3 protein-coding genes are annotated in these 4853 nt (G+C 40.4%); 2 read left to right on the forward strand and 1 reads right to left on the reverse strand.

What is annotated here, in order from left to right:
* The first annotated feature begins 92 nt into the window (after positions 1–92).
* Positions 93–1442, forward strand: coding sequence for a 3-deoxy-7-phosphoheptulonate synthase class II (locus L1D46_RS19650; RefSeq protein ID WP_054563102.1), 1350 nt, complete (start codon positions 93–95; stop codon positions 1440–1442).
* Positions 1443–1506: 64 nt separating this feature from the next.
* Here L1D46_RS19650 and L1D46_RS19655 read toward each other — a convergent pair whose 3' ends face one another.
* Entirely contained in the window at positions 1507–2316 is an 810-nt protein-coding gene (locus tag L1D46_RS19655) for a pyruvate, water dikinase regulatory protein (protein WP_130052367.1), read from the reverse strand.
* A 152-nt stretch (positions 2317–2468) separates the two neighbouring features.
* On the opposite strand from L1D46_RS19655, the gene ppsA reads away from it, so the two are divergent.
* Complete coding sequence (ppsA, locus tag L1D46_RS19660) at positions 2469–4844, forward strand: phosphoenolpyruvate synthase (RefSeq protein ID WP_138617233.1); 2376 nt, start codon at positions 2469–2471, stop codon at positions 4842–4844.
* Positions 4845–4853: the final 9 nt, after the last annotated feature.

Raw genomic sequence — 4853 nt, forward strand, 5'->3', positions numbered from 1 at the left:
ATAATTACAAATACCTGAATATTGTCCTTGAACTTACTACGTGCAATAAGTTAGTTTTCGTTAACGGTCTATGTTAGGAATGAGGAAAGAACATGCAATCGTGGAACCCAGACAGCTGGAGAAAACTGCCGATACTTCAGCAGCCAGAGTACCCAGATCAAGAAGCCCTTAAATCAGTTGAGGGACAATTAAAAAGCGCACCACCTTTAGTATTTGCTGAAGAGACGCGTAGCTTATACAAACAACTAGAAGCTGTATGTGAAGGCAGAGCTTTCTTATTGCAAGGCGGTGATTGTGCTGAGTCATTTAGTGACTTTAATGCTGCAAACATTCGCGATACATTTAAAACACTTTTACAGATGGCCGTTGTTTTAACTTATGGTGGTAAGTGCCCTGTAGTTAAGATCGCCCGTATGGCTGGTCAGTATGCTAAACCACGTTCGTCAGATTACGAGACAATTGATGGTGTGTCATTACCTTCGTACCGTGGTGATATCATCAATAATTTTGAATTCACAGAGCAAGCTCGAGTACCAGATCCACAGCGATTAATGACGGCATATCATCACAGTGCAGCAACGTTAAATCTATTACGCGCATTTGCTCAAGGTGGCTTAGCGGATTTACACCAAGTAAACCGTTGGAACATGGGTTTTGTTGCAGCAAACCCACTTAAAGAGAAGTACCAACAGTTAGCGGATAGAATTCAAGATGCACTTGAGTTTATGGAAGTGTGTGGTATTGACTCAACTGTTGCTCCAAGCCTAAAAGAAACAGACTTATTTACATCACACGAAGCCTTATTACTAGGTTACGAAGAGGCACTTACACGCCGTGACCACTTATCAGGTGACTGGTACGATTGTTCTGCACACTTTGTTTGGATTGGTGAGCGTACTCGACAATTAGACCACGCGCATATCGAATTCTTTAAAGGTATTAAAAACCCAATTGGCGTAAAAGTTGGCCCGGGTATGGACCCAGATGAACTTATCAAGCTTATTGATGCAGTCAACCCAGATAACATCCCTGGTCGCTTAACTTTAATCACACGAATGGGTGCTGATGTTCTTCCAGAAAAGTTACCGGCTCTCGTCCGTAAAGTACAACAAGAAGGCCGTAAAGTTATTTGGAGTTCCGATCCAATGCATGGCAATACAGAAAAAGCGAGTTCAGGTTATAAGACACGTAGCTTTAATAATATTCTTCGTGAAATCAGCCAGTTCTTTGCAGTTCACAAGGCCGAAGGTTCTTACCCAGGTGGTGTTCACCTTGAGATGACAGGCCAACATGTAACAGAGTGTACTGGTGGTGCGTATGGATTATCAGATGAAGATTTAGCTCAACGTTACCGTACACAGTGCGACCCACGTTTAAATGCGGATCAAGTATTAGAACTTGGTTTCTTAGTTGCTGATTTATTAAAAGACGCACGTAAGTAACATCCTAAGTTATCCAAAAAAGGCTGTAACGTGCAGCCTTTTTAATGTCCGATACTAAATTAAGTTAGTACTTACGTCTTTCAAGACCTGTATCAGATATAATTTTCGCAGATATTTCTTCAACTGAATGATGTGTTGAATTGAGATATTGAATCTTCTGTTTTTTATAAAGCATTTCTACTTCACGTACTTCAATACGACACTGTTTTAAAGACGCATATTTTGAATTCGCCATACGACGCTGTCGAATATCCGCAAGGCGAACAGGGTCAATAGTTAAACCAAATAGTTTATGTTTGTAAGCCTTTAAACATTCAGGCAAAGTGCCTCTTTCTAAATCATCTTCTGTAAGAGGGTAGTTAGCCGCTTTAATACCATATTGCAATGCTAGGTATAAGCTAGTCGGTGTTTTACCACTTCTGCTTACACCTACTAAAATAATATCTGCTTCTGAGTAGTTTTTAATATTAGCACCATCATCATTAGTCAACGCATAGTTAACTGCGTCAATGCGAAAATCATAACTTTTCTCGTGCATTGAATGAGTTCTATGTACTTTTGGTACAGGTGCAACTTCTAATTCTTGAGAAATTTTATCGCTATATTGTGATAAAAAGTCATAGCAAACCGCACATGAAGATTTAATTATCTCACTTAGCTCATGATTAACAAAAGTAAAAAATACTAATGGCTGTTCGCCATCACGCTGTGCGGTTGAATTGATCAAGTTCTTAACTTCATTCGCTTTTTTTTCAGTTTCAACGAAAGGAATTGTTTTGTGATTAAAATCCACAGGAAACATTGATAAGGTCGCATGACCAAATACTTCAGAAGTGATTGCTGTTCCATCAGAAATATAAAATGCAGTTCTCATATTTAACCTTTTTATTACCTTTATCTGCAAAATAGGGGCTTCACGGTTTACGTGAGGTCTGTTGCCAGTGTAGAATGACTACGACCTTTTTAGAAGGTTTTCTTTCTTAACTCTCACAGTTAGTACTACAATTTGTTTATGGAGAAAGATCCGTGCAAGAATACGTTCTCTGGTATCAAGAGCTTGGTATGCAAGATGTTCCACGTGTTGGCGGTAAAAACGCTTCACTGGGTGAAATGATCTCAAACCTAGCTAACGCTGGTGTTCAAGTGCCAGGTGGTTTCGCTACAACCGCTGATGCATTCAACGAGTTTCTAGAGCAATCTGGGTTAAACTCAAAAATCCACGACATTTTAGACACATTGGATGTGGATGATGTAAATACACTCGCTAAAGTCGGTGCCGAAATCCGCCAATGGATTATTGATACACCATTCCAACCTAACCTAGACCAAGCCATCCGCGACGCATATAGCCAATTACATGGCGACGCATCACAAGATGTTTCATTTGCAGTTCGCTCATCAGCTACAGCAGAAGACATGCCAGACGCTTCATTCGCAGGACAACAAGAAACGTTTTTAAACGTACGTGGTATTGATGCAGTAATGACTGCCATCAAACACGTGTTTGCCTCACTATTTAATGACCGCGCTATTTCTTACCGTGTACACCAAGGTTATGATCACCGTGGTGTTGCATTATCAGCGGGTATCCAACGCATGGTTCGTTCAGATAAAGCAGCTTCAGGTGTTATGTTCAGTATTGATACTGAATCTGGCTTTGAAGATGTTGTATTTGTAACTTCAAGCTATGGTCTTGGTGAAATGGTTGTACAGGGTGCTGTAAACCCAGATGAATTTTATGTTCACAAACCAACACTTGCTAACGGTAAACCTGCTGTAGTTCGCCGTAATATTGGTTCAAAAGCAATCCAAATGATTTACTCTGCGGATGAATCACACGGTAAGCAAGTTGAAATTGTTGACGTAGATTCTTCGCTTTCAAACAAATTCTCAATCACAGATGCTGAAGTTCAAGAACTTGCAAAGCAAGCTGTGATCATTGAAAAACACTACGGTCGTCCAATGGACATCGAGTGGGCAAAAGACGGTAACGACGGTAAACTTTACATCGTTCAAGCACGTCCAGAAACAGTTCGTTCAAACGAAGACGCTAACGTAATGGAGCGTTTCCAATTAAATGGTACAAGCACAGTTGTTGCTGAAGGCCGTGCAATTGGCCATAAAATTGGTTCAGGTACAGTTCGCGTACTAGATTCAATTGACGAAATGGACAAAGTACAACAAGGTGACATTCTAGTTACTGACATGACTGACCCAGACTGGGAGCCAATCATGAAACGTGCCGCTGCGATTGTTACAAACCGTGGTGGCCGTACTTGTCACGCAGCGATCATTGCTCGTGAATTAGGTATTCCTGCTGTTGTTGGTTGTGGTAATGCAACTGATTTAATTAAAGCAGGCCAAGATGTAACAGTATCGTGTGCCGAAGGTGATACAGGTTACATCTACGAAGGTATTTTAGATTACGAAGTACTTACTTCACGCGTTGATGAAATGCCAGAATTACCAATGAAAGTTATGATGAACGTGGGTAACCCTGATCGTGCATTTGACTTTGCACGTTTACCGCATGCTGGTGTTGGTCTTGCTCGTGTTGAATTCGTAATCAACCGTATGATTGGTGTTCACCCTAAAGCGCTTCTTAATTTTGATGCGCAATCTGATGAGCTTAAAGCTGAAATTTCAGAAATGATGGCTGGTTATGAATCGCCAGTTGAATTCTATATTTCTAAGCTTGTTGAAGGTATTGCAACACTAGGTTGTGCGTTTGCACCAGAGCGTGTAATTGTTCGTATGTCTGACTTCAAGTCGAACGAATATGCAAACCTTGTTGGCGGCCAGCAATATGAGCCGGAAGAAGAAAACCCAATGATTGGTTTCCGTGGTGCAGCACGTTATATCTCTGAAGATTTCCGTGACTGTTTCGCGCTAGAGTGTGAAGCGATTAAACGTGTTCGTAACGAAATGGGTATGACTAATATCGAAATCATGATCCCATTTGTTCGTACACTTGAAGAAGGTAAACGCGTTATTGAACTACTTGAAGAACATGGCCTTAAACGTGGCGAAAATGGTCTTAAAGTAATCATGATGTGTGAATTACCATCAAACGCTTTACTAGCAGATGAGTTCTTAGAGTATTTCGATGGTTTCTCTATCGGTTCAAACGATTTAACTCAGTTAACATTAGGTCTTGACCGTGATTCTGGTTTAATTGCACATCTATTTGATGAGCGTAACCCTGCAATCAAGAAACTATTATCAATGGCAATTCAAACTGCTAAAGCAAAAGGCAAATACGTAGGTATATGTGGTCAAGGTCCTTCAGATCATGAAGATTTTGCAGCTTGGTTAGTAGAGCAGGGTATTGATTCTGTTTCTCTAAACCCTGATACAGTATTAGAAACTTGGTTATATCTTGCTAAGAAATTAGCAGACTAAGTACTTTAT

It is taken from the genome of Pseudoalteromonas sp. Isolate3 (assembly GCF_022398505.1).
GTDB classification, from domain to species: domain Bacteria; phylum Pseudomonadota; class Gammaproteobacteria; order Enterobacterales; family Alteromonadaceae; genus Pseudoalteromonas; species Pseudoalteromonas apostichopi.

Bases quoted from the DNA above. Each gene is read 5' to 3' on its own strand.
- L1D46_RS19650 (WP_054563102.1), top strand. From the start codon at position 93: ATGCAATCGTGGAACCCAGACAGCTGGAGAAAACTGCCGATACTTCAG.
- L1D46_RS19655 (WP_130052367.1), bottom strand. From the start codon at position 2,316: ATGAGAACTGCATTTTATATTTCTGATGGAACAGCAATCACTTCTGAA.